Annotated in this window: 17 protein-coding genes and 3 pseudogenes; 15 read left to right on the top strand and 5 right to left on the bottom strand. The window is 61.2% G+C overall.

Annotated elements, in window-relative coordinates; all coding sequences use genetic code 11:
• A pseudogene (locus BM131_RS20365) lies at positions 1–668 on the top strand (hypothetical protein); the annotation flags it as partial.
• A 102-nt stretch (positions 669–770) separates the two neighbouring features.
• On the top strand, positions 771–3,989 hold the full coding sequence (locus tag BM131_RS18530; RefSeq protein ID WP_090191833.1) for a PAS domain-containing protein: 3,219 nt from the start codon (positions 771–773) through the stop codon (positions 3,987–3,989).
• Between the two features lie 37 nt (positions 3,990–4,026).
• Here the strand turns inward: BM131_RS18530 and BM131_RS18525 are convergent, their stop codons facing one another.
• The gene (locus tag BM131_RS18525; protein ID WP_175499477.1) at positions 4,027–4,977 is read right to left on the bottom strand and encodes a glycosyltransferase family 2 protein; all 951 of its coding nucleotides are present in this window, start codon (positions 4,975–4,977) and stop codon (positions 4,027–4,029) included.
• A 222-nt stretch (positions 4,978–5,199) separates the two neighbouring features.
• Between BM131_RS18525 and rfbC the strand changes: the two genes are divergently transcribed.
• Genes rfbC through rfbA form a run of 4 tightly spaced genes read left to right on the top strand, consistent with a single transcriptional unit; the run spans position 5,200 to position 8,550 of the window.
• Entirely contained in the window at positions 5,200–5,766 is a 567-nt protein-coding gene (rfbC, locus tag BM131_RS18520) for a dTDP-4-dehydrorhamnose 3,5-epimerase (protein WP_090191838.1), read from the top strand.
• Entirely contained in the window at positions 5,763–6,812 is a 1,050-nt protein-coding gene (gene rfbB, locus BM131_RS18515; protein WP_090191831.1) for a dTDP-glucose 4,6-dehydratase, read from the top strand. The genes rfbC and rfbB overlap by 4 nt, the downstream gene beginning before the upstream one ends.
• Positions 6,809–7,669 (top strand): dTDP-4-dehydrorhamnose reductase, encoded by an 861-nt coding sequence (gene rfbD, locus BM131_RS18510; RefSeq protein WP_090191829.1) that lies wholly within the window; start codon positions 6,809–6,811, stop codon positions 7,667–7,669. Before rfbB ends, rfbD begins: the two co-directional genes overlap by 4 nt.
• Positions 7,666–8,550 (top strand): glucose-1-phosphate thymidylyltransferase RfbA, encoded by an 885-nt coding sequence (rfbA, locus tag BM131_RS18505; protein WP_090191827.1) that lies wholly within the window; start codon positions 7,666–7,668, stop codon positions 8,548–8,550. The genes rfbD and rfbA overlap by 4 nt, the downstream gene beginning before the upstream one ends.
• A gap of 849 nt (positions 8,551–9,399) precedes the next feature.
• Here the strand turns inward: rfbA and BM131_RS18500 are convergent.
• On the bottom strand, positions 9,400–10,104 hold the full coding sequence (locus BM131_RS18500) for a VPLPA-CTERM sorting domain-containing protein (RefSeq protein WP_090191825.1): 705 nt from the start codon (positions 10,102–10,104) through the stop codon (positions 9,400–9,402).
• A gap of 220 nt (positions 10,105–10,324) precedes the next feature.
• Between BM131_RS18500 and BM131_RS18495 the strand changes: the two genes are divergently transcribed.
• Complete coding sequence (locus BM131_RS18495) at positions 10,325–11,491, top strand: nucleotide sugar dehydrogenase (RefSeq protein ID WP_090191823.1); 1,167 nt, start codon at positions 10,325–10,327, stop codon at positions 11,489–11,491.
• Between the two features lie 330 nt (positions 11,492–11,821).
• Here BM131_RS18495 and BM131_RS18490 read toward each other — a convergent pair.
• A pseudogene (locus BM131_RS18490) lies at positions 11,822–12,027 on the bottom strand (IS5/IS1182 family transposase); the annotation flags it as partial.
• Positions 12,028–12,232: 205 nt separating this feature from the next.
• Between BM131_RS18490 and galE the strand changes: the two are divergent.
• From galE to BM131_RS18450, 8 genes are all read left to right on the top strand, one after another.
• A complete protein-coding gene (gene galE, locus BM131_RS20790; protein ID WP_139222710.1) occupies positions 12,233–13,783 on the top strand; it encodes a UDP-glucose 4-epimerase GalE in 1,551 nt (516 codons plus the stop codon).
• Between the two features lie 355 nt (positions 13,784–14,138).
• On the top strand, positions 14,139–16,346 hold the full coding sequence (locus tag BM131_RS18480) for a YjbH domain-containing protein (RefSeq protein WP_175499475.1): 2,208 nt from the start codon (positions 14,139–14,141) through the stop codon (positions 16,344–16,346).
• The gene (locus BM131_RS18475; RefSeq protein WP_090191819.1) at positions 16,343–17,002 is read left to right on the top strand and encodes a YjbF family lipoprotein; all 660 of its coding nucleotides are present in this window, start codon (positions 16,343–16,345) and stop codon (positions 17,000–17,002) included. Before BM131_RS18480 ends, BM131_RS18475 begins: the two co-directional genes overlap by 4 nt.
• 101 nt (positions 17,003–17,103) lie before the next feature.
• Positions 17,104–17,952, top strand: coding sequence for an ABC transporter permease (locus BM131_RS18470; RefSeq protein ID WP_090191817.1), 849 nt, complete (start codon positions 17,104–17,106; stop codon positions 17,950–17,952).
• Positions 17,949–19,712 carry a glycosyltransferase gene (locus BM131_RS18465; RefSeq protein WP_090191815.1) on the top strand — a complete coding sequence of 588 codons (1,764 nt, stop codon included), beginning with the start codon at positions 17,949–17,951 and terminating at the stop codon, positions 19,710–19,712. The genes BM131_RS18470 and BM131_RS18465 overlap by 4 nt, the downstream gene beginning before the upstream one ends.
• A gap of 18 nt (positions 19,713–19,730) precedes the next feature.
• Positions 19,731–20,261, top strand: coding sequence for a hypothetical protein (locus BM131_RS18460; RefSeq protein ID WP_090191813.1), 531 nt, complete (start codon positions 19,731–19,733; stop codon positions 20,259–20,261).
• Positions 20,258–21,295: a glycosyltransferase gene (locus tag BM131_RS18455; RefSeq protein ID WP_090191811.1), complete on the top strand. Its 1,038-nt coding sequence runs from the start codon at positions 20,258–20,260 to the stop codon at positions 21,293–21,295. The genes BM131_RS18460 and BM131_RS18455 overlap by 4 nt, the downstream gene beginning before the upstream one ends.
• Positions 21,292–22,938: a glycosyltransferase family 2 protein gene (locus tag BM131_RS18450; protein ID WP_090191810.1), complete on the top strand. Its 1,647-nt coding sequence runs from the start codon at positions 21,292–21,294 to the stop codon at positions 22,936–22,938. The genes BM131_RS18455 and BM131_RS18450 overlap by 4 nt, the downstream gene beginning before the upstream one ends.
• Positions 22,939–22,942: 4 nt before the next feature.
• Here the strand turns inward: BM131_RS18450 and BM131_RS18445 are convergent, their stop codons facing one another.
• Complete coding sequence (locus tag BM131_RS18445) at positions 22,943–24,304, bottom strand: phosphomannomutase (RefSeq protein ID WP_090191809.1); 1,362 nt, start codon at positions 24,302–24,304, stop codon at positions 22,943–22,945.
• Between the two features lie 22 nt (positions 24,305–24,326).
• Positions 24,327–26,145: pseudogene (locus BM131_RS18440) on the bottom strand (polysaccharide biosynthesis protein).
• Positions 26,146–26,223: the final 78 nt, after the last annotated feature.

Here is a 26,223-nt window from a genome sequence, read left to right as displayed (position 1 = left end):
GCCTATTCGCACTGGCCTATGTCGCCATCGACATCCTGTCGAACCGCACCCCGCTGCAAATCTTCATGAGCTACGCAACCTTTTCCGCCCATACGGCCTACTGGCGCAGCATCATCTTTGAATGGGGCGTGGCCAACGTCATTGGCAGCACGGAAAAAGGCATCACAGGTAGCCCGCTCTTTGGCATCGGCCTGAAAGAGTGGATCAGACCCTATTACATGTATTCGGGCAGCATGGATAACTTCTGGCTGGTCATGGCTGTGCGCTACGGCATCCCCGGTTTCGCTACCGTCACGCTGGGCTATATCCTTGGCGTGGCCAAGATTATGCGCCGCGATTTTGACGGCAACAGTGCCCTGACCCAGTTCCGGCTGGCCTGGGTGTTCACCTTCCTTGGCCTCAGCTTTACCCTGTGCACGGTGCACGTCTGGACCAGCATCTATTCCTTCGTGTTCTTCTTTTTCGGCGCGGGCATGTGGTTCATCACCGTCAACGCCAATGCCACCCCCGAAGACAGCGATGCCCCCCAGCCAGAGCCGTCCCAGCCCGGCCGCATCCGCTATACCCGCTTTGCGCAAAAGCCAGGGCCAGCCGAGCGGATTACAAGCGTGGCCAAGGCCCGCACCGCGCGCGGATTGCAGCAAAGCGCGGGGCAAAAGCCCGCATAGCGCCGCGTAAAAGACGCAACCAGAGCTAGAATTTCTTTACGATCTTAACTCCAATTTTATGTGCCGCGCCCAATAGTCCCGCGTGTTTCGTTTGGAGTTTTCATGGACCAGAGCCATCAGCGCGCCGCCACGACCCGGCCAGATCTGGATCAAGCCATGTCCTGCGGCTTGCCTAATACCTTTCCAAGCGCTGTGTTCATCGCAGATGCGCAGGGCATGATTGCCTATGCCAGCGACGCATTTATCGCGCAGCTAGGGGCCAGCCGCACGGATGTACTTGGCAAAACCCTTTTTGATTTTCTTGTCGCGACGCCAGACAGCCCGGCTGCGGCCGCGCTGCTGGGGGATCACAGCGTCGTAGATATGCCCGCCGATCTGCAGCGCCGCGACGGCAGCACATGCAGCGTGCTGCTGTGCGCCGACCACTGGCGTGATCCCGACGGCCAACAATATCGCCTTATTCAGGTGACGGATCAAACTGCGATAAACCAAGCGCAAAAGGACCTGACGCTCGCCAAGCTGCAACTTGAATGCTGTCTTGAAAGTAGCAAAGCCGGCACTTGGGAATGGAACGTGCAAACCAACGAGATCCGTATCGACGACCGCTGGGCCGCCAGCCTTGGGTACAGCGTCAAGGATCTTGAACCGCTCTCACGCGACACCTTGCTGCATCTGGCACATCCAGACGACATTCATCTGCTGTGCTTGGGCCATGACCATCAGGCCCTGAATGATAAGGCATCAGCAGATGTCGAAGTCCGCATGCGCCACCGGGACGGCCATGATGTCTGGGTGCGCCATAGGGGCCATGTCATCAGCAGGACGCCCGACCAAAAACCCGAATGGCTGTTCGGCACGCACATCCTGATCGATCACGAAAAGAAAGCACATCAGGCGCTGCAGGCCCGGTATTCCATCTTGGAACGGGTGTCGAACCTGTCCGGGGTTGGCGCTTGGGAAGTCGATATTAAGACCCAACAGGTGTTCTGGTCACAAGAAACAAAGCGTATCCACGGCGTCAGCGAACGGTACGAGCCGACGATCGAAGAAGGCATCAACTTTTACGCGCCAGAGGCGCGGCCGATCATTTCGGCGGCCGTGGAAAACGGAATGACCACCGGCCAGTCTTGGGATCTGGAATTGCCCTTCATCCGCAAAAGCGGCCAGCGGATCTGGGTGCGGGCCTTTGGCGCGGTCGAATTCAAGGACGGCGAACCTGACCGCATCATCGGTGCCTTTCAGGAAATCACTGAAAAAGTCCACGACCGCAACGAGCTGATCGCCGCCAAAGAATGGACAGCCTATGCCGCCGCAAAAGGACGCGTCGGATTATGGAGCCTTGATACCGTCCTGGGGGAACTCAATTGGGACTCGCAGATGACCAGCCACTTTGGCTTTGCGCCGGGCAGCGAGCCCAAAACAGTCTCTGATTGGCTCAAATCCCTCAGCATAGACTCCCGCCGCCAGCTCAAAGTGGCGGTGCGCAATTCCATGTTTTCGGGCACTGATCTGGACCTTGAACTGACGCTGCAGACCAGCAGTGGCCAGCACAAAGTCCTTAAGGTGGTTGGTGCCCCGCATCTGGACCAAGAAGACACCGTCGACCGCCTGCAGGGGGCCTGTTTCGATCTGACCGAACATCGCCAGATGATGGCACGCCTTGAAGAACAGGCGTCAAAGCTGTCGGTAACGCTGTCGTCCATCGGTGACGGCGTGATCACGGCAGACGACATGGGGCGCGTGACCTGGATGAACCCCGAGGCTGAAAAAATCACCGGACGCACCGCGCAAGAGGTGGAGGGGATGCAAAGCGTTGATCTGCTACGGATCGTGGACGAAAAAACCCGCGATCCCATTCCCTGCCCGATTGAAGACTGCCTTAAGCAACGCAGCGTCGTCATCCTTGCGCCCAACGCGGTCCTGCTGCGCCCCGATGACACAGAGATTGCAATCGACGATTCCGTCGCCCCGCTTTTGGACTCCGAGGACCGCATCATCGGGGCGGTGATGGTGTTTCGGGATTCCAGCACGCAGCGCGGCCTGTCGCGCGACATCGCGTTCCGGGCCAACCACGATTCCCTGACCGGCCTGCTGAACCGAGAGGCGTTTTTGCGCCAGCTTGAGGCATGTCTGGCCGATCCTGTGAAGCAGAACGGCAGCTATCTGTTTTTCATCGATCTGGATCACTTCAAACGGATCAACGACAGCATCGGCCACGAGGCCGGCGATGCGGTTCTGGCCTGCATTGCCGATGTGCTGCGCGAAAGCGTCGATGAAACCGCCGCCGTGTCGCGGCTGGGGGGGGATGAATTCTCGATCCTGCTGCGCGCCAAAACCCAAGAGCGGGCAGAGGCGATCGGCAAGGACATCTGCCGCCGGGCCACCGAAGGCAGCTGTCTGAAACGGTCGATGGATATCAGCATCAACACCGGCACCAGTATCGGCATCGTCAGCCTGGCCAATCAGCACGTCACCGCGGCAGAGGCTTTGAAAATGGCCGATATCGCCGCCTATGCCGCCAAAAATAACGGCCGGGGCCAGATCTGTGTCTGGAGCGATCTTGATTCAAACATGCAGGCGATGTCGCGTCAGACCTCGCTGATCAACCTGATCGAGGACGCAACCAGAGACGGCAGCTGGATCGTGCAAGAACAGTGCATCCAGCGCGTCGATGCGATCGGGGACAGCAACACCTTTGCCGAATTGCTGATCCGGCTGCCGGATGGCAACGGCGGCATGATTGCCCCTTCAGACTTTCTGCCCGCCGCCGAACGATACGGCCTCATGCAGGAAATCGATTTGTGGATGTGCAACCATGCGCTGGACCGTATCGCTGCAACATTACAGACGGGCGCGGCAAAGCTCTATTCGGTCAATATCTCCGCAAGCTCCGTGTCCTCTGGCCGGTTCCGCCGCAGCGTGCTTGATCTGCTGGGGGCCGCACCAGAACAGGTGCGCAAATTGCTCTGCTTCGAAGTGACAGAAACCGCGATTCTGACCAACTATGATGGCTGCCGCCAGTTTCTGGCCAACCTGCGCACATTGGGGGCCAGCGTTGCGATCGACGATTTTGGGGCCGGATCGACATCCTTCCGGCACTTCCAGCACCTTCCGGCAGATTACCTGAAGATCGACGGCAGCTTTATCCAAAACATGAACAACCCGATCGAGGCGGCCAGCATCCAGTGCTTCCTGCGCATGGCAGAAGTCGCGAACTTCCAGACAATCGCAGAACATGTCGAGGACGAGGGTCAAATCGCAGCCCTTGCCGCCCTCAAGGTCGATTTCCTGCAAGGCTTTGCATTGGGCCGGCCAGAATAAATTCAGCCGCCCGCGCGTATAGGGCGCCCGCCTAAATTCACTCCAGCCCGTCCTGCCATTCACCCCGGCGACCCCAGACTGCGCGCCATTCGCCTGCCTTCTCGCGCCAATCCGCCCGCCCTGTCAGCCGACCCGCCATGCCCAAGGCCACCGCCCGCGATAGCGGCCACAGCCGAAACAACTCCCGCCCCAGCCAGCGGCTGTGTGCGGGAAAGTGGCGCTTGATCAGCTCGACCTTGGCGCGCAGCAGGCGCACCATCTTATCCGGGCGCACGGTGTCAGACGCCGCGCCATAGTGGACGATCACCGCATCCGGCGTCACCCGCGGCTGCATCCCGGCCGCCTTGGCGCGCATGCACAAATCGACCTCTTCGCCGTACATGACAAAGGCCGGATCAAAGCCGCCCAGCCGGTCCCAGGTCGCGCGTTTCAGCAAGAACAGGCAGCCCGTGACGATATCCACGTCGCGTTCGGTATCGCGGGGCCAACGGCCCATTGCCTCTGAGTTCATCAAGGGGGACGCCGGGAATAACCCCGACAGACCGCTCGTGCGGCAAAACGTCGACCACAGCGTCATGCGCCCCCAGCAAGACGAGGCATTGAGCGTTCCATCCGCAAACACCGTCCGCCCGCCCCAGATCCCCGCATCCGGCGTGCGTTTGGCAAAATCCAGCAGCTTGTCCAGCGCCCTGTCCAGCACCACCGTGTCTGGGTTCAGCAGCAGCAGCCAAGGCGCAGATGTCAGCGGCACGGCGATGTCATGGGCGGGGGCAAAGCCGTGATTCACGGTCTCGGCCACCAGCGTGACCTGCGGAAAGTCCCGCGCAATCGCCTCGGCAGAGCCATCGGTAGAGGCATTATCCACCACCACAACCTCAAACGGGGTCTGTGTCTGGGCATAGACCGACGCAAGGCAAGCCAGCGTCATGTCGCGCGTGTTATAGCTAACGATGACAATCGCCAGTTCCGCCGCATCCTGATCGCTCATCTGCATATCCCCTTGCCCCGTGTCCCCTATCACGCCCCGCATAGCCCGCGACAGGGGACGACAATGGGGCGCATCCATGGCCCAATTGGGCAAAGCGGCGCAAGATCTGCGTGTCTTGGCAACAGCTTGCACCCTTTTGGACAGCTTCGCCCAGTTCTTGTGGCCAAGCAGGTCCGCCGCATTTACCACAAAGGCAAAACCGCCCGCGACCAAGAGGCCCCCATGCTCGAGCCCACAACCCTCCCCGGTGTCCAGATCATCACCCCCCGCGTGTTCGCTGACAACCGCGGCGCGTTTTGCGAGACTTATAATGCGGACACATTGGCTGCCCTCGGCATCGACACTGTCTTTGTGCAGGACAACCAAAGCTGGAGCCACGACGCGGGCACGATCCGCGGCCTGCATTTTCAGACGCCGCCCTCTGCGCAGGCCAAGCTGGTCCGCGTGCTGGTGGGAGAGATTTGGGACGTCGCTGTCGATATTCGCGCAGGTTCGCCGACCTATGGTCAATGGACCGGCGTGACGCTGTCTGCGGGCAATAACCGCCAGCTGCTGATCCCTGCTGGCTTTTTGCATGGCTTCGTCACCCGCGTGCCGGACTGCCTTGTCGCCTACAAATGCTCGAACGTTTATGCGCCTGCCTGCGAAGGTGCCGTGCGGTTCGATGACCCTGATCTGGCCATCGACTGGGGCATCCCCGCCGCCGATGCCGTGCTGTCTGACAAGGACGCCGCTGCCGGATCATTCGCGGACCTAAAAACACCGTTTACCTATGAGGCCAGCGCATGAAGATCCTCGTCACCGGCGGCACCGGGTTCATCGGCTCTGCTGTCGTGCTGCAAGCGATCCGGGACGGGCACCAGATCATCAACGTTGATTGCCTGACCTATGCCGCCGCCACCGCCAGCCTTGATGCGGTGGCAGATCATCCGGCCTATGCCTTTGCCCAAGTCGATATCCGCGATCGCGCCGCATTAGACACTGTTTTTGCGCAGCACCAGCCCGATGTCGTGATGCATCTAGCGGCTGAGAGCCACGTTGACCGGTCCATCGACGGCCCCGCTGAATTTGTCGAAACCAACGTGCTGGGCACCTTCCACATGCTGGAAGCTGCCCGCGCCTATTGGGTGGCCCGCGGCAAGCCGGACGCCTTCCGCTTTCACCACATCTCGACCGACGAAGTCTTCGGCTCGCTGGGCGAGACTGGCATGTTCAACGAGGACACCCGCTACGATCCCCGCTCGCCTTATTCCGCCAGCAAGGCAGGTTCCGACCATCTGGTCCGCGCTTGGGGCGAGACTTACGGGCTGCCAATCTTGCTGACGAACTGCTCCAACAACTACGGCCCCCGCCAGTTTCCGGAAAAGCTGATCCCGGTCACGATCCTGAACGCGCTCGCAGGCAGACCTCTGCCCATCTACGGCGCGGGTCTGAACGTGCGCGACTGGCTTTATGTCGAGGATCACGCTGACGCCTTGCTGACCGTGCTGACGCAGGCCGCCCCCGGCGCGACCTATGCGATTGGCGGCGAGAACGAGGCGCGTAATATCGATATCGTGACGGCGATCTGCAAAATCCTTGATGCCCGCAGGCCGGACCATGCACCGCATGCGGATCTGATCACCCATGTCACCGACCGCCCCGGCCACGATGCGCGCTATGCGATCGACCCCGCCCACATCCGCGCCGATCTGAACTGGCAGCCGTCGCTAAAGCTGCAAGAGGGGCTGGAGCGGACCGTGGACTGGTATCTGGATAACGAAGCATGGTGGCAGCCGCTGCAAGCCCGCGCTGGTGTCGGCGTGCGTCTTGGCACGGATAAGAGCGCATCATGAAGGTCCTCGTCTTTGGAGAGAGCGGCCAAGTCGCCCGTGCTTTGGCCCTTGCTGGCCCCGCACGCGGCATCACGATTCAGACCCTAAACCGAGGTAAAGCCGACCTATCCGACCCCGCCGCCTGCGCTGCTGCCGTCAGGGCGACTGACGCTGACGCCGTGATCAACGCCGCCGCTTGGACCGCCGTTGATGCGGCAGAGGCACAGGAAGACGCCGCACATGTGATCAACGCAGACGCCCCCGGCGCGATGGCGCAGGCCTGCGCCGCGCGGGGCCTGCCTTTCGTGCACATCTCGACCGATTACGTCTTTGAGGGCAGCGCTGGCGACCCTTGGACGCCGGACGCTAAAACCGCCCCGCTGGGCGCTTATGGCCGCACGAAGCTGGCAGGCGAACGCGCGGTGCTGGAGAGCGGCGCGCTGGCCGTGATCCTACGCACCGCTTGGGTCTTTGACGCGGCGGGGAAGAACTTCGTCACCACCATGCTGCGCCTGTCAGAGACGCGCGATGCGCTGAGCGTTGTTGCCGACCAGATCGGTGGCCCGACCCCGGCGGATGCGATTGCGGACGCCTGCCTGACCATCGCGCAAAAGCTGGTGGATGGGACCGGGCAGGGTGGCACCCACCACTTCAGCGGCGCCCCCGATGTCAGCTGGGCCACCTTCGCCCGCGCGATTTTTAGGGCCGCAGGCCGCACCGTGACCGTTACCGACATCACGACCGCAGACTACCCCACGCCTGCCGCGCGCCCCGCCAATTCCCGGCTGGACTGCACCAGCTTGCAAACCGCCTTTGGCATCCCCCGCCCCGACTGGCAGGCGGCGCTGACCCGTATCATCAAGGAGACGACGCCATGACCGACCGCAAGGGTCTGATCCTCGCCGGTGGCACCGGATCGCGGCTTTGGCCGATTACGCAAGGGATCAGCAAGCAGTTGATGCCGATCTATGACAAGCCGATGATCTATTATCCGCTGTCGGTGCTGATGCTGGCCGGCATCCGCGATATCGGGATCATCACCACCCCCGCCGATCAGGCGCAGTTCCAAAACCTGCTGGGGGACGGATCACAATGGGGCCTGTCGATCACATGGCTGGTGCAGCCAAAGCCAGAGGGCCTCGCGCAGGCTTACCTTGTGGGCGAGGCGTTTTTGGACGGTGCCCCATCGGCGATGGTGCTAGGCGACAACATCTTTTTCGGCCACGGGCTGCCAGAAATGCTCGCAGCCGCCGATGCCAAACCGGATGGCGGGACGGTCTTTGGTTACCGCGTGTCTGACCCTGAACGCTACGGCGTCGTCGGCATGGATGCGGATGGCAAAGTCACCCAGATCATCGAAAAGCCCGCCGTGCCGCCGTCGCCCTATGCCGTCACCGGTCTTTATTTCCTCGACGGCACCGCTCCCGCGCGCGCGCGCAGCATTACGCCCTCCGCCCGCGGAGAGTTGGAGATTACTGCCCTGCTTGAGACCTATCTGGCCGATGGCAGCCTGACAGTCGAACGCATGGGGCGCGGCTATGCTTGGCTGGATACCGGCACCCACGGCAGCCTGCTGGACGCAGGCAACTTCGTGCGCACCTTGCAATCGCGCCAAGGCATGCAGACCGGCTGCCCCGAAGAGGTCGCCTATCTGCAAGGCTGGATCGACGATGCTGCCCTGCTGGATCTGGCCGATCGCTACGAGAAAACCGAATACGGGGCCTATCTGCGCGGATTGCAGGGCACGCGCGGGATGTGATCAGGGCGCATTAGCGGTTCTTTAACCACTTTGCGCGACACAAGGGGGGCGGCCTTTGGCTGCCTTCCCGGACGGTCACGCCATGCTCCCTCGTGTCATCAGCCTGCTAATCTCTGCCCTGATCGGGGCCTTCACTGGCCTTGTCATCGCCGGGGCCTCTGCGGCTTTTGCAGCCACGACGACCCATATCGATCTGCCCGTGGCCAAATCCTATGCGCTGGCCTGCGGCGGGGCAGGCGGCGCCTTTGCCCCGGTCACATCGCCCCGCGCGCCGGGTCTGTGCCTGCCCAATCCCTGCGCCGCACAACTGAACCGAGCGCAATTTGGCGCGCTCATTCTGGGCCGCCCTGCCGATGACGCGGCTTGGGACAGCTATGCCAGTCGCTATGCCGAAGTTTGCCGCGCCGAAGCGGTCGTGCCAAGCACGGTGCCCCGCGCATCCACGACCACTACTTTTTGGGAGCCTTTGGTTAGTATCGGCGACACAACCAGCTGGCCTGCCCTGACACCGCTGGCGGCCCAAGACGCCGGCAACGTCACCGCATTCTATGCAGGAGCAGGGGAAGAGGGCACTTGGGAGGGGCCGCAAAAAGCCAGCCGGCAAGGTCTGGCCCGCGATGCGAGCACCGCGTCCGGCGCATCAGGTAGGTATGCGCCCGCACCCGCCAACGGCTTTGCCTTGACCAGCACGCAGGGTGTCTTTGTTTTCGACAGCGCCCGCGCCTTGCGCAGCAGCGCTGCGGGCATCGCCGCGCCGCGGGGGATACAATTGGTTGCGGGGCAGGCGGGGGCTGTTGTGCCCCTGCCTGCCCCGTTCTGGCTCTTACTGACGGGCTTGCTCGCCCTGCGTTATGCGGGAACGGCAGCAAAGCCGCTGCTGCGGCGCCGGCGCAGCGCGCCAATCCCCACCAGTGCACCGATCAACAACAGACCCGTGGCCGGCAGTGGCACCGTTGGGACAACAGGGCCGGGGTTCACGATATTGTACCCCATCGACAGGATGGTAAAGTTGTCGTTGCGTCCAAGCGCACCGATCCCAAAGAACGATCCACGGATCGGCGTGGTAAAGGTAAAGACCTGCTGCGACGCACCCGCCGCGATTGTATAGGCAGCCTGCGCCACTTGGTCCGAAATGATATCGAAGGTATCGCCATCACTCACAGAGTTGAACGTGATGCTGGTCAGGTCGATCGTAGCCAGACCAAAGTCGAGATAGACCGCCTCTTTGGCGCTGCTATTGCGCGGGCCGCCATCGAGCAAATAGCTGTCACCGCCCCCGAAAACAGTGCCGCAACCACCCTCACCTAAAACGCTGATGTAGCTGGTACACACGCCAAGGCCGCCATTCGTCCCCGCATAGCTGGCAATCAGCGCAGTGCCGCCCGTTGGCACCTGGCTTGCCACGACAGAGACCGTCTCGCTGCCATTGGTAAAGCTCAGCGCCCCCGTCTGGGGCGCGTTATCCTGCGCAAAACTAATCGTGGCGGCACCTGCAGGGGCGGCCACAGCAAAGGCCAGCGCGAAGGCGCAGATGCCGTGTTTGAGAATATTCATAACAGATCACATTCCTTTCGCGTCTGAATTCAACTCAAGTTAATAATGTGTTAATAAGGCAAAAGCGTGGTGCCCCTGTGGCAGCGCAACCTTCAATTGCGGCTCTGCGCCTGTCAGGGCACAGGCGCTGGTGATCGCACTGCGGTCCGTTGATCACCTCTGGCACCTTGGGGCCCCTGCGCATTATGGTTGCGCCAAACGGACCAAGGGCTCCCAGTACATGAAAATCACGGTTTACGGTATCGGCTATGTCGGCCTGTCGAACGCAATCTTGCTGTCGCAGCACCACAGCGTCACGGCCGTCGACCGCAACCCGGACCGCGTCGCGCAGCTGAACGCGCGGCAAAGCCCGATCGACGATACCGAGGTCGCAGACTACCTTGCGACCCGCACCCTTGATCTGACCGCCACAACCGACGGCGACTCCGCCGCGCGGGATGCAGATATCGTCATCGTGGCGACGCCCACGGATTACGACCCTGTCACCAATGCCTTTAACACCAGCACGGTCGAGGCGGTCATCGCCCAAGTCATCGCGGTGAACACCAGCGCCACCATCGTCGTTAAATCAACGGTGCCCGTAGGCTTTGTCACCCGCATCCGGGCTGCGATGAACACGGATCAAGTCATTTTCAGCCCCGAATTCCTGCGCGAAGGCCGCGCGCTTTACGACAACCTACACCCCAGCCGGATCATCGTCGGCGAACGCTCAACCCGCGCCCGCGTCTTTGCGGATCTGCTGCTGGAAGGCGCCATCGCCACGGACGTGCCCGTCCTGTTCACCGACCCGGACGAGGCCGAGGCGATCAAGCTTTTCGCTAATACCTACCTTGCCATGCGCGTCGCTTACTTCAACGAGCTCGACAGCTACGCGCTGGCCGGCGGCATGAACACGCGCCAGATCATCGAGGGCGTCTCTCTCGATCCGCGCATCGGCAGCCATTACAACAACCCGTCCTTTGGCTACGGCGGCTATTGCCTGCCCAAGGACACCAAGCAGCTACTGGCGAACTACGCCGCCGTGCCGCAAAACATGATGCAGGCCATCGTCGACGCCAACCGCACCCGCAAGGATTTTCTGGCCGAGGAAATTCTGCGCCTTAAACCCCGGACCGTCGGCATCTATCGCCTCGTGATGAAGGCCGGCTCCGACAACTTCCGCCAATCCTCGGTCCAAGGCATCATGAAGCGGATCAAGGCCAAAGGCGTGAACGTTATCGTCTACGAACCCGCCTTGGACGCCCCCGACTTCTTCCACTCCGAGGTCATCAAGGACCTCAGCACCTTCAAATCCCGCTGCGACGTCATCATCGCCAACCGCCGCACCGCCGATCTGGACGACGTGGCAGACAAGGTCTTCACGCGGGATCTGTTCGGCGGGGATTGACCTTTTTGCGCGCCGGTTTCGCACATTAGGCAGGCCTTTTTCATATCCAGCCCAGGGCATTGCCCCTAAGCTTGACCCAAAGGTGACATCGCTTTGATCGTCATGCAAAACAATCACTTGGCGATACATTCTCATGACGTTCCCTGATCTCGACCTTTGACAATACCGGCTCAGCTATACGCCCGGCGCACACAGCATCGCGATTGGCGATATATGGCGAGGCTCTGGCCTCATAACCAAAAGATCACGGTCGCTGCGAGAGCGATGGCTTAGAAAAAACCTCGCGGCTTCGGTCGTAGCGTGTGGGCATGCGCCTCCAGTCTTTCAGACGTCCGAACATGATTTCGATCCGGTGCAGAACGTCTTGTGTGGGCCATACTCAGCTTGCGCATCTCGCCAGTGCAAGCCGTTGCGATTGATGAATATAATGCCGCTGAGGACAAGCCGGTCGTCCACACACGGCACGCCATGGTTCCTCGGAAATACGATGGAAGCGGCCCCATCTGAGCCTTGCTCAGCCAATACAGATTGCTCACCAAGCCCCCTTTCGTTCGAGGCGGTGAATCAGGCAGTCCTCGTGGCCTCAACCGGATTGATGGGTCCTGAGCCTAGGAACGGCATCCATGCCATCAAGAAAGCCCCCAAGCCGCCTCTGTCCTCATTGACAAGGTTCAACACCTGTATATTCAGGCTAATTCAATCTCTCAGAGATAAACATAGATTTCATCAGAGGTATTCCAATTGCGAGTTTTAGTAACAGGCGGCGCTGGATATATTGGAAGCCATACACTTCTGGAACTTCTTGCATCCAATCATGAGATTGTTGTGCTTGATAACTTCTCCAACAGTACGGTCGGGGTGCTTGATCATGTGCAGCGTCTTTCGAACAAATCGACGCAGCTAGAAATAGGTGATATCCGCGACGAGCAGGCTCTCAACCGCATAATGCACGCATTTCGACCCGAGGCAGTGGTTCACTTCGCAGGTCTGAAGTCTGTAGGGGAAAGCCGTGAAATACCGCTGGAATACTACGATGTGAACGTTTCCGGCACGCGCACTTTGCTGTCTGCGATGGACAGTGTCGCATGCCGACGCATGATATTTTCATCATCCGCAGCGGTTTACGGCTCCAGCAGTGTCATGCCCTGCAACGAGGACGAACCGCGTGACCCCTCGTCGGTCTACGGGCGCACGAAGATGGTGGCGGAGGATCTGCTGATGGCATGGGCCGGTTCGCAGCCAGAGGCAGCAGCGGTGCTGTTGCGCTACTTCAACCCGGTCGGTGCGCATCCTTCGGCGCTGATTGGCGAAGCACCGCAGGGGGAGCCGAATAATCTGATGCCGCTGATCGCGCAGGTCGCCAGTGGAAAACGGAGCCACCTGTCGATTTTCGGAGACGATTACGATACCCCCGACGGCACATGCCTGCGAGACTATATCCATGTGGTGGATCTGGCCAAAGCCCATGTCGCGGCGCTGAACTATAGCAGCCGGCAGGTGGGGGCCCGCGCCTTCAATGTCGGCACGGGGCAGAACTACAGTGTCCGCGAGATGGTGGATGCCTTCGCCCGCGCCTCCGCGCGCCCCATTCGCGTCGAGGTCGTCGCGCGACGGCACGATGATCTTCTGGATCAGGGTGAGACCTGCTCAGAGAACCGTGTTGCACGCTTGGCCAGCATAGCGGGCATCGCAGCGCAGATTGGCTACAAACGTCGTCCTGGCCAGTATGGCGGCAAACCAGCCATCGTCGCTGACAACACATTGGACCGGCAGTTCGAGGTGGATGCACCAGACAGGGTCTGGGTGACTGACATCACCTACATCAGGACACACGAAGGCTGGTCGTATTTGGCTGTCGTGATCGATCTGTTCTCAAGGCGTATTGTCGGTTGGTCCATGCAATCACGCATGACGACGGATCTCGCCCTTCAAGCGTTGCTAAGTGCTGTTTGGCGGCGCAAACCAAAGACCAAGGTCATGATCCATTCTGACCAAGGTTCGCAATTCACCAGCAAAGAGTGGCAATCATTTCTCGGTAAGCACAATTTGATTGCCAGCATGAGCAGACGTGGGAACTGCCATGATAATGCTGTCGCCGAGAGTTTCTTCCAACTGCTGAAACGTGAACGGATCAGGCGACGGACATATCAGACACGCGACGCTGCAAGGCAAGACGTGTTCGATTACATCGAGATGTTCTACAACCCAACACGCAAGCACACCAACAACGGCATGCTGTCACCAGTTGACTATGAATTCAAACAACAGAGAATGAACGCGGCGGGTGTCTAGGAAACTAGGGGCACCTCAGTCGTCGGCTCAGGCCCAGCACGTTGGCAACTGTCACGGCCGTCATCGCGCCGCGTGTCACTTGGATCAGTACCTCAATGCGGTTCAGTTGGCGCTCGCTCATGATCATCAATCCCACGCCACACTCCAATCCTGCTTGATCGCCAGGGAAGTGTGACATTCCTACTTTGCAGATGTGAGACATTCTAACTTTGTGGCTACAAGCTAAATACGCATAACGAAGATTATGTATTTTAAAGCTATATCTCAGCCTTGGCACTCTACCGCTATACCATAAATAGACATTTCCCTTCACCCGGCAGGTTTGCTAAGCAGATCAAAGCTGATGCGGGGGTTCATGATGCGTAGACTTGTTGGCCAAACGGCCCTTTTGACGATTATCGCAAGCATGACGGCCGCCCAAGACAATGGGCCATCCTATACGATTTTTGGCACGCCCGGTCTGCTGGAAATGCCCACAGCCGAAAGCGCGGCACCTGACGACATCGCGGCAACCATCGCCCGTTCGCCTTCAGGCGGCACGCGCACCTCGTTTACCTATCAAATCACGCCGCGCCTGTCGGGCAGCTTTCGCTATGGCAACTTTGACCAATACGGCGAAGCAGACCCTGTCACTGGGGATCGCGCTACGTTCGAGACCTTCGACCGTAGCTTTGATCTGCAATACCGTTTTAACACGGAAAGCCGCTATATCCCTGCCATCGCTGTCGGTCTGCGCGACTTTTTGGGCACGGGCCGGTTCAGCTCTGAATATATCGTCGGGTCCAAATCCATTGGCGACAAGATCATCGTGACCGCCGGCCTGGGCTGGGGCGCGATGGGGCAGCAGAACGGGTTTTCTAACCCGCTTAGCGCCGTGTCGGATTATTTCGACACCCGCCCGGCCTATGTTGACCGCGAATTTGCCGAAGAAGGCAGCGGCGACGGTAATGGCGGCACGCTATCCACCAATCAGTTCTTTCGCGGCGATGCGGCTGTTTTCGGCGGCATCGAATATCAGTACAGCGACAAGCTGGGCTTCAAGGCCGAGTATTCGTCGATCAACTATCCCCTCAGCACCTTTGCCCCGGCCATCGATTACAATTCGCCCATCAACGTCGGCCTGTCCTACCGCTACACGCCCAATGTCGAACTTGGGGCGGCGTGGATGTATGGCTCTGAACTCAGCCTGCGCGGCACCTACATCCTGAACCCCACCGACCGGCAGACCGCCTCTGGCCTTGATACCGCCCCTGCCCCGGTGCGCGTGCGTACGGCCGATCAGCGCGCCGCCGCGACGTGGAACCGCACCGCCCAGCCAGAGCCTGCTGTCCGCAAGGGTCTGACCGATCTGCTGGCGATCGAGGGGATCAAGCTGGTTGGCCTTGAAATCACTGACCGCACCGCGCGTCTGCGCTATGAAAACACCCGCTTCCGCAGCGAAGCGCAGGCCATGGGCCGCGCCGCGCGGATGATGACGCAGGTCATCCCGCCGTCGGTGCAGACCTTCGTGATGGAGCCGGTACAAAACGGCCTGCCCCTCTCTGCTGTCACCTTGCCGCGTGCCGGGATTGAGGCCGCTGAAAACCGCGTTGGCGGCACGGATGCCCTGCTGGCCAGCGCTGGCGTGACCGCCGCTGGCACGGTCGCCGGTCTGGTCACCCAGCCCGATCCGGACCCCAAATTCCAATGGGGCATCGCGCCCTATTTCACCCTGATCCTGTTCAACAAGAACGAACCGCTGGATTTTGACACCGGTCTTGCGCTGGATCTGGAATATAGCGTGAACCGGAACCTGAAACTGGCGACCCGGGTGCAGCAGACTGCCCTTGGCGCGCAGGATCCGCTGGATTTCACCGAAAACGTCAATGACTACGCCAATGTGCGCACTGATAGCGCCTACTTTGGCCGCGATGGCACGCCAACGCTCGAATACCTGACGGCGTCTTATTACACCCGCCTGACGCCGGACATCTATGGCCGCGTCACCGCAGGTTATCTGGAACAGATGTACGGCGGCGTCTCGACCGAGGTGCTGTGGAAGCCTGTTGCCTCGCGCCTCGCCGTCGGGGCAGAGGTGAACTACGCCATGCTGCGCGATCAGGACATGGGCTTTGGCTTTGCCCAGTATGAAACCCAAGACGACGGCAGCCGGGTCGAAAACGGCGACTACACGGTCACCACCGCGAACTTGACGGGCTATTACGACATCGGCCGCGGCTATCACGCCTCGCTTGGGGTTGGAAAATATCTGGCAGGCGACGTCGGCGCGACCTTTGCGCTGGACCGTGAATATGAAAACGGCTGGAAGGTCGGCGGCTATTTCACCCTGACCGATATGCCTTTTGACGACTTCGGCGAAGGGTCCTTTGACAAGGGTATCCGCATCACGATCCCTTACGATTACTTCATCGGCACTCCGTCGCGCAAATCGGTGACCACCACGGTGCAATCGCTGACCCGCGACGGCGGCGCGACGCTGGATGTACAGGGACGGCTGTATGAGGTGGTCCGCGACGGACAGCTTGGCGATTTGACGGATACTTGGGGACGGTTCGGGCGATGAACATGATGAAAGCAGCCCTTGCGGGCGCGGCCACACTGGCGATCACCGCCTGCGGCCCACTCAATGACGGCAATATCGCCACCGGCGCGGCAGAGGCGCTGAAGGCCCGGGTGTCCGGCGCACCCGCCGCGCCGGTAGCAACCGCGCCCGTGCTGACCCGCGCCCAAGTCGATGCCAACCCCGGCGGTTTCATGGTGCTGAACGCCTATAACGGCACGATGGTCGCCGCCCTTGTGGCCGGCGCGCAGAACGGCAACCGCACCACATGGCTGTCGGCCAATGGCCCGTCCGTCACCACGCAAAACGGCGTCATGGTCGCCACCCGCGGCTTTCCCCGCGATCTGATGGCCGCCGATGTGGACAGCGTCATGCGCGCCCTGATCGCCGGCGGCGGCACCGCCACCCGCGTGCACGAAACCCTGTCGGACACCGATCAGATCGTCACGCAAAGCTTTACCTGCGCCGTCGCGTCCCAAGGGCGCGAAACCATCGGCATCCTTGGCCGCCAGATCGCCACCGAACGCTTTGGCGAGGCCTGCACATCAGACGCGCTGTCCTTCACCAACCAGTACTGGATCGACGAAAGCGGCAAGATGGTGCGCAGCCTGCAAGCCATCGCGCCAGATACCGGCTATATCCAGCTTGACCGGCCCTAGGGGCCTTTGTGGCATGAAACGTTGCAGCAGACCAAAGGCTCACACAGCCCCGCGCGCGCCGGCTCTTGCCGCGGCTGCGACAGTGTGATGTCAGGCTACTCATGGATATAACCAGCCCCGCTTCTGAAGGTTTGGGCGCAGCACCTGCCCGCAGCCCGGCACCACTGCCACAAACGCTCAAACCGCCGCGCTTTGGCGGGGTGCGCACTATTTCAGCACTGATGCTGCGCGAAATGGAATCGACCTATGGCCGTCAGCCCGGTGGCTATATCTGGGCCATCCTACAGCCTGTCGGTATGATCGTGCTACTGTCGCTGGCATTCTCGATGCTCGTGAAAAAACCGCCCCTTGGCACCAGTTTCATCTTCTTTTACGCCTCTGGGTTTCTGCCTTTCGATATCTACACCTCAATGTCGGCCAAGATCAGCGGTGCGCTGATGTATTCGCGCCCGCTACTCGCCTATCCGCGCGTCACTTGGGTCGATACCATCCTCGCCCGCCTGCTGCTGAATGCCCTGACCGCGTTGATGGTGTTTTTCATCGTGATCCTTGGCATCATGATGCTGTATGAAACCCGTGCCCGCATTGATCTGGGCCCGTTGCTGACCGGTCTGGGCATGGCAATCACCCTCGGCACTGGAGTCGGCTTGGTGAACTGCGTGCTGATCGGCCTCTATCCGGTCTGGGGCATCATTTGGGGCATCTTGTCCCGCCCGCTGTTTCTCGGCTCTGGCGTGCTTTTCCTGCTCGAAGATATGCCAAGCAATATCCAGCATTTCCTGCTCTGGAACCCGCTGATCCATGTCGCAGGTCTGGTGCGGCGCGGCTTATTTTCGACCTATGATGCGCCCTATGTCTCGCTGTCGTATGGCTATGGTGTTGGATTGTTGCTTTGCACGGTTGGTCTGATCTTTTTGCGGGCCCATTACAAAACCGTACTGCAGCAGTGACCCGTCATATTTTTCAGCAGCTGATGCTGCCCGATCCAGACCTGCCCAACGCGCCAGACGTTTTTGTCCGCTTGTCTCAAGGCGCAGCCCTGAAAGATGGCAACGTCACCCTGCCCGCCAGCGGTGCGCAACTACAGGTCGACACCTATGCAAACCTGTTCAACCTTGGCACTTGGGCCGCCCACGCCCCGGTAACGGATCTAGCGCTAGAGCTAGCGGGCACCGGCCCTGTCAGCCTGCATCTGTGGCAGGTCACACAAAAGGGCGAACAGACCCTTATTCAGACTGACGTGACCCTCACCCAAGGCGGCAATCGCCTGCCAATCACCCCTGCAGCCCCAGACGGCCTGCTGATGTGGTCCCTGACCGCCCGGGGCCCCGCCCATCTGAACAGCGCGGCGATCACTGCCCGCGCGCCCGTTGCCGCCCCGATCAAACTTGCCATCGTCATCACAACCTTTGGCCGCGAGGATGCCGTGCGCGCCACCGCGACCCGCATTGCGGCCTTCCTCGGTGCAGGGCAATTGCCACACGCGCATCTTTTCGTCATCGACAATGGCCGCAGCGTGACACTGCCAGATCACCCCGATGTCACTCTGATCCCCAATCGCAACCTTGGCGGCGCTGGCGGATTTGCCCGCGGTCTGGCCGCCGCGCGCGGTGCAGGCAGCTTTTCCCATGTCCTGTTCATGGACGACGACGCGGCCTTCCAGATGGAAAACTTAACGCGCACTGCAGCCTTCCTGCGTCATGCCGCCGATCCTGCCACCGCCCTTGCAGGTGCCATGGTCAGTGCCGTCCGCCCGCACGAGCTATGGGAGAATGGCGCAACCTTTGATCAGGTTGCCCGCTCTCGCTTTAAAGGCACCGACTTGCGAAACGCCGATGAGGTCACAGCGATGGAGTTGGCGACACCTGAAACACCAGACATAGGTTTCTATGGCGCATGGTGGTATTTCGCCTTCCCGATCGCCGCTGTCCGCCATGATCCTTTTCCATTTTTTGTGCGCGGTGATGATGTCTGGTTTGGCCTGTCCAACCCGTTTCGCATCGCCACACTGAATGGCGTCATGTCACTGCAGGACGATTTCTCGGCCAAATCCAGCCCGCAGACCGCCTATTTGGACATGCGCTATATCTTGGTCGTGAACATGACCCGCCCCACCCGGGGACGCGGTCCGTTTGGCATCATCGCACTGGCAATGCGGCAAATCCTGTATTGCGCGTCCCACCTACATTACGAGGCTGCAAGCGCTCAGCTGACCGCATGGCAGGACGTGCTAGACGGCCCCGACTTCTTTGCCCGCAACATCGACATGGCTGACAAGCGTAGCCAGATAGCGGCCCTGACACAGACCGAACGCTGGGGGCCGTTGCCCGCAGACTTGCCCCCGCAAGCCCCAAAAGTGCCGATGACGACCGCGCGCAAGATCGTTCAGCGCTTAACGTTGAATGGCCACCTATTACCCGGCGCGCGCTGGTGGGGCCGCGATGTGACAATCCCATTACAGGATCGCAGCTCGCTGTGGTGTCTGCGCTATGCAAAGCGCGGCGTCTTTCTGGACGATGCGGGCCGCGCTTATACCGTAACCCATTCCAAACTGACCTTTGCCCGTCTGATGGGGCGTAGCCTCCGCCTTGCCCTGCGTTTCTTGATCGCATGGCCGCGCCTGTCGCGTGACTACCGCGCTGCGATGAACACCATGACGACTCCGGCTTTCTGGAAGGACCAGTTCGCCGTCTTCCCAGACAAGCGCTAAAGGCGTATCCCCTCCTTTATGCCCTATCCAGACGCTGCCTTACTTAACGCCCCGCTGACCGCACTGACCGCACTGGCCGGCGCGCAGGGCAGTGGCTCTGGCGCGCTGCCAGCCGTGGGATTACACCTACTGACTGATCCGGGCGCAGACATGACCCTGAACTGGTCCAGCCCCCGCGGCCGCCTGATCGAGGTAACAACCACCATCACCGCCCCTGGCAAATGGTGCGTGCTGCGGCTTGATCTGGACCTGCCAGACCTGTCCGCCTGCGCGGGCCTTGGTTTCTGGCTCCGCAGCGCGGCAAGTCCCGCCCTCGTGATGCAGGCACTCATCCGCTCTGGCACCGATGACGGCCACGTCGATTGCGTGTTCGAACGTGACATCCTCTCTCATGCGGCCGCCTCTGACCATACAGGCATGATGCTGACTGATCGCACACCAGACCTGCCTTGCCACGCACCTTGGCGCATGTTCGAACTGCTTTTACCGCCCTACCGCCCCATCACACTTGCCATCGACGCCCTGCGTCTGTTCCCGGTCCCCGCATGAGCCGCCTGCGCCGCCTTGTCCCGCGCCGCCTTAAGCGGTTGGTGCGCAATCAGCAGCAGCGTGCACAGGTCCGCGCCATTCACCGCGCTCATGCCCGCAGCAAACCGCCTGCCCCGGCCCCCTTGCTGCCGACGGCTCTTGTGATCCCGGTGCACAACGACGCCCTGCGCCTTGCGCGTCTGCTGGATGTGGCAAACGACATGGGCTTTGCCGAAATCATCGTCGTCGACGATGGCTCTGACACTCCTATTATTGCCGAAAATGTGACCCTAATCCGGCATAATACACCGCTTGGCCCCGGCCCTGCCCGCAGCGCAGGCCTCGCCCGCGTCACTGCGCCCTACACCCTGTTCATTGACAGCGACGATTTGCCGACCCCAGATCTAGCGCTTCTTCTGGCAGACCTTGCCACCGCCACACCCTTCGATTTCTGCCTGTTCAAACATATCGACAGCCGCATCGCCAATCAGGGCCATTGGGGTCAACCCGAGGGCGACGAGATGCATTGGCAAGCCGCAGGCCTTGCCATCGGTGCCCTGCGCAACGCCCCCTCCGCCGTCTGGTCCGATCTGGCGCAAACCACGAATTACCCGTGGAACAAGGTCTATCGCACCGCCTTTTTGACGGATCACGATATCAGATGTGCCGATGTCACCGTACACGAAGACATCGCCCTGCATTGGCTGTCCTTCTTCCACGCAACCCGCGTGCTGACCTCTGATCGCACCTGCGTCTGGCACCTGATCGACCCTCATGCTGCCCGGCAAAGCAATCGCAGCGGGGCAGAGCGTCTGGCTCTTTTCGATGCTCTCGCCCCCGTCGTCGCGGCTGATCCGGCCCCCGCGATGCGCGTCGCCTTCGTCCGTTTCGTCCTTGCCCTGACGACATGGGCGCGCACGGTAATGGATGCAGAGCATCTGCCCGCCTTTGACGCCGCCCTGATCCAATGGCTGACACAAACCGTACAGCACTGGCACGACGACATTGCCGCCGCCGATCCCGCGCTTTTGACACGGATGACAGCGGGGTCATGATCGCCTTCATCTGCCTGCTGCGCGGCGCGGCGCCAGATTTGCCCGCCCAAATCGCAGCGCAGGCGCAGCCCGGCGATCAAGTCATCCTTGTCGATGACAGTGGCGATGACGATGCCCTGACCCGCATCCGGGCCCTACACTGGCCGCAAGGCGTCATGCTCACCCCTATCGTCACCGGTGCCATGGCCCCCGGCGACGGCGGCATCGCGACTAATCTGGCGCTGGACCGCGTGACCACCTCTCATGTGCTCATCCTCGAAGGCGCGACACAGCTCACCGGGCCCCTAGCTCGCACCCTTGATCAGATCCTACTTTGCGGCCCATCCCCTGTGCTGTCGCAGATGATCTTTCCCGCCACAAAGCTGCGCCGGACCGAAGGCAACGCCCGCAGCGACATCGCCTTTATGTGGGCGCTCCGGCAAGCATATCCTGTGACGCAAGCGACCAAGACTTGGGCGCAGACCACCCCCAATCCCGGCCCTTCCCTTGTTACCGCCGTCGATGCCCTGCTCACTGATGATCAAGCTGCGATCCAATGGGTCAAAAGCAGCCTGCCGCACTGGCTTTCAAACCCGGCCCCTGGCGCGCGCCTGATCCTAAATGCGAGCGAAATTCCCTTAAATCAGAGCCTAAAGACTGCAACTCCGCCACAGATTGGCACAGCCAAACTGACCATTGCACTGCGCGGCCATCACGCCAACCGCACGCCGCTGGCTTACTCCCATCTCGCCCCACTTTGGGCCGATCACCTCACCCTGACCGACGGCACTGCCGACCTAGAGGTCTATGGCCACCCCCGCGACATCATCACACCGCGCGGCAATAGCGTGCTGCTGTCAGAAGAGCCGTTCTGGGATAGCCTCCTGTCCCCCGCCCCGCTCGCAGACATGATTACGCTGCAAGGTCAGCGCGTCCACCAGCTGAACCACCACACTTCGGCGATCTTTGCCTACGACCGGATCCCCTACTTCGTCCTGACCGACCCCCGCTATATCAGTGCCTATCAAAGGCTTTTTGCCCGCAACGCCGCTTTGTCCCCTGCCGATTGGCAGGCGCAATTCGCCGCGCGGCAGGTCGATGCCTTCTTCATGGCCGAATACCGCATGACGGGGGTCTATGATTTCGCGCAGCACGAGGGCGATATCATCGGGCTATGTTCTTGGCGCACGCGGCTCGCTTTGACCACACCCGGTCATGTGCAACGCCAAGGGGCCGGCTGGCCCGGCAGTGGCACGCGGTTCGATCTGACGGATTGGCACGACGACAAGCTGCGCCAACTCGATAACCACACGCGCATCCTGTCCGCTGTTGAGAACACCCACCAACCGGCCTACCTGTCAGAGAAGTTCTTTGACGCCTTCGCCGTCGGTGCACGGCCGCTTTATTACGCCAGCCCCGCCCATAGTGTGCACACCCTTGGCCTGCCGCAGGGGTCTTGGGTGAACCTGCACGGGCTGACATCCGATCAAGCCGCAAGCACCCTGCCCACTAGCGAAGACGCGGATTTCTGCGCCGCTTACGCAGCTACGCAAACCATGCTGCGTGACCTGTTTACCGAAGACACCATCGCAGCAGAACGCGCCCGCCTTGGGCGCGCCGTGATCGCCGACTTGCAACGCCTTGCCGAAAGTGGCCCGGTTTAGAGCCTTATTTCAACACCGCTGCCAGCGCCTTTAGCCCCAGCGCCAAGGTATCCTGCGCCGCAGCAGCGCTGCTCGCTTCCGCATAAAACCGGCATTCCGGCGCATTGCCCGATGGGCGTAGGTGCACGATACGTCCGTCTTTCAGCGTCATGCGCAGCCCGTCGGTGCGGTCAACGCCAGCCTCAACGCCGCCGAATTGCGCCAAGAACGCCGCCCGTTTGCCCGGATCAGTGTCGAATGCCGCCACCAGCGCTAGCGACTTTTCCGTTGGCACATCCTGCAAACGGTCGGCCGCGGTAAAGCGGGGCGGCTGGCTGGCGACCAGCGCGGCAAGGCCGTTCGTCGCGGCCGCCAGCGGCGCCACAAAGGGCAGGACCGCATCGCGGGTCATCAGCGGGGCCAGCGGGCCAGCGGGTGCATCAGCGGCAAAGCCCAGCAGAAAGCCGCCGTTCGCCTCGTAGCCGACAACGCGGCCGCCCGCCTCTTCCATGCCCGCAATCACAAAGGGCGAGCCGATGCGCGTGCGCACCACTTTGCCAAACAGCGCCTCTGCCCCGGTGTTCGACGACACTGGCGTCACGGCGATATGAGCCTTCAGCGCAGACCCGGTGATCTGCCCCAGAATATCGCCGACAATCACTTCGCCATGCTCGTCCGTCAGCAGCGGACGGTCGCCGTCCCCGTCGGTGGACACGATGGCATCAAGACTGTGTTCGCGCGCCCAGACCTTCAGCTGCGCGCGGATCGCAGGATCGACAGCCTCGGTGTCGACAGGAATAAACGTAGCAGAGCGGCCCAGTTCCACGACAGTCGCCCCAAGCCCTGCCACGATATCCAGCAGCAGATCGCGCCCCACGGCGGAATGGCTATAAACGCCGATGGTCTTGCCCTGCAGCGCACCTGCGTAAGCCGCCACGTTGCGGGCGACATAATCTGCGCCAGAGGTCGTATTAATCGACACTGTTCCGGCCGAACCGGCACTGTTCCGGCCCAAGTTGGCCAAGATCGCCGCCTCGTCCGCCTTGCCGATTTCTCCGCCCGGGACATAGAATTTCAGCCCGTTGCGATCCGCCGGGATGTGGCTGCCGGTCACCATGACCGCCGCAGCGCCCGCGCCCATCGACGCCAGCGCCAGCGCGGGCGTCGGCACGTCGCCGCAATCGGTGACATCCAACCCTTCGCCCCGCGCCGCCGCGATGACCATGTCGGCAATATCAGGCGAGGACGGGCGCAAGTCCCGCGCCACGAACAGCCCCGTGCCCACCGGGCAGGCCGCGATAAAGGCGCGTACATGGTCCGCGACCAGATCAGCGGTCAGTTCCGTGACAAGGCCGCGCAGGCCAGAGGTGCCAAACTTAGGGGGCATCAAGGTATCCTTTAGGAGAAAATCAGGCTTTGGGTTTTGCATCCTGCAACGCAAAATGCGCGCCGCCTTCGACCCAGCGGGCGACGACAGCACGCAAGGCAGGCTCATCCGCCGCCTCGATCGCGCGGCGCAGGGATTTGAGCGCGCTTGCGACTTCGATTTGGCTCAAGGCCGCTTCGTTCGCTTGCAAAATCTTGGGATGCGGCGTGGTCAACTGGCCTTCACCGATCAGCAACTCTTCGTGGATTTTCTCGCCGGGACGCAGGCCGGTGATCTTAATCTCGATATCGCCGTCGGGGTTGGTATCGTCGCGCACAGCGTAGCCTGCGGCGCTGATCATCTGCCGCGCCAGATCATAGATCGGAATGGGATCGCCCATATCCAGCACGAAAACATCGCCGCCCGACGCAAAGGACCCCGCCACCAGCACCAGCTTGGCCGCCTCTGGAATGGTCATAAAGAACCGCGTGACCTCGCGGTGGGTCAAGGTCACTGGGCCGCCCTTGGCGATCTGGTCTTGGAACAGCGGAATGACCGAACCGCTTGAGCCCATGACATTGCCGAACCGCACCATGGTAAACACGGTCCGCCCCTTGCTGCGGCTAGCCAAGTCCTGCACCACCAGCTCTGCCATCCGCTTGGACGCGCCCATCATGTTCTGCGGCCGCACCGCCTTGTCGGAGGAGATCAGGATAAACCGTTCCACCCCGGCCGCCCCCGCCGCCATGGCCAGCGTCTGGGTGCCCAGCACGTTGTTGGACATGCCCACGATGGGGTTCTTTTCCACCAGCGGCACATGCTTATAGGCAGCCGCATGCAGCACGACCTGAATCTTGTGCTGCGCCATCACGCGGGCCAGCAAAGCGGCGTCGGTAATCGACCCTAAAACAGGGATAATCTCGATCTTTTGTTTGCGCAGCAGGGCACGCAATTCCATGTCGATGGTATAAAGCGCCAGCTCGCTAATCTCGAACAGGACCACTTTCGCAGGCGCGCGCCCCAGCAACTGCCGGCACAGCTCCGATCCGATCGACCCGCCCGCACCGGTGATCAGAATGCTGCGCCCGGCATAGGTCGTGCCGCTGTCGGGCAAGGCCGCATCCAGCGCCTCGCGCCCCAAAAACCGCCCCGGCACCACAGGCTGCAACTGATCCACCAGCGGCATCCGCCCGGTCAGCTGCGCAAAGGACGGCACGGCCTGCACCTCGACCCCCATGTCCTCTAGCTTGCGCGACAGCTGCGCCTGCCGCGGCCGCGGCGCTGACGGCATCGCCAGCAGGACCCGGTCGATGGCATGGGTCTTGATCAACGCCGGGATCGCCATGGGGCCGTAGACGGTCAGACCCTGAATGATCGTACCTTGGGTATTGGTATTGTCGTCGATAAAGGCGATGGGAAAGACCGTTTCATCCGTGCGCAGCGCCGCCGCCAGCTGCCGCCCCGTCGCACCGGCACCGTAGATCAGCACGCGGGACTGATCCTGCCCGCGCCGATAAATCCCCAGCAGCAGCTGCAGCATCCCCATGCGCGCAGTGACCGAAATCAGGAAGTACACCAGCGCAAAGTTAATAAAGCACCGCATGCACACCGGTCAGCGCAATCGCATGGCTTTCATAGGATTTCAGCTGGATCAGCGGCAGGCCCAGCACGCTGGACAACAATCCGCCAATCGCCATCAACAGCGGCAGCGCCAGCCAATGCCCTAAAATCGTGCCCACCAGATCGGCACTGCCTTGCAGCAGCATCGCCCCCAGCAGCGCGACCGGAATCAGCAGCACATCGATGCCCAGCAGCATCGCGCGTTTGTAGCGCCGCGACAAAGAGCTGACCCATCTGTACATCATCATTCCTGCGGTTGCGTTACGCATCGTTTTGCGCGTCATAGCCTTGAATTTCAAGCGCTGCGACAGCGAACGGCG

The sequence above is a fragment of the Loktanella salsilacus genome, from assembly GCF_900114485.1.
Lineage (GTDB): Bacteria > Pseudomonadota > Alphaproteobacteria > Rhodobacterales > Rhodobacteraceae > Loktanella > Loktanella salsilacus.
Note: the sequence above shows the minus strand (reverse complement) of the source record. Positions and strands in the feature narration are given on the sequence as shown.